Genomic DNA, 482 nt, shown 5'->3' on the forward strand with positions numbered 1-482 from the left:
CGCGCTCGCCTGGGTGCACGTCAGCGGCCGCCGGCTGCTGTGCGTGCGCACGCGCGGCCGCAGCCTCTACTACCTGCCGGGCGGCAAGCGCGAGCCCGGGGAGAGCGACGAGGCCGCGGTGGCGCGGGAGGCGCGCGAGGAGGTGGGGGTGATTCTGCGGCCGGGCACGTTCGCGCCGTTCGCGGTGGTGGACGAGGCCGCCGACGGCTACCGGGAAGGCACACGGGTGCGGTTGGCCTGCTACACCGCCGAGCACACCGGGACCCCCGCCGCGGCGGCGGAGATCGCCGATCTGGCCTGGCTCACCGGCGCCGACCGGGACGTGTGCGCGCCCGCTGTACGCCGCGTCGCCGAGGAGCTCCGCCGGCGCGGCGCGATCGACTGAGCGCTGCCCCGACCGAGCGCCGGACGGCGGCGTCCGCGCCGGTGGGGACGCCGCCGGGCCCGGGCCGCGGTGCGCTGCGCGGCTACCGGTCGGCGCC

The 482-nt window shown here is 79.5% G+C and carries 1 protein-coding gene; it reads left to right on the forward strand.

All coding sequences use genetic code 11. The annotated features are described in order from the left end of the window. Positions 1-385 (forward strand): NUDIX hydrolase (locus tag D452_RS0101485; RefSeq protein WP_017542385.1); only part of this gene is annotated, 385 nt, incomplete at its 5' end. Positions 386-482: the final 97 nt, after the last annotated feature.

This window comes from Nocardiopsis prasina DSM 43845, assembly GCF_000341265.1.
Lineage (GTDB): Bacteria > Actinomycetota > Actinomycetes > Streptosporangiales > Streptosporangiaceae > Nocardiopsis > Nocardiopsis prasina.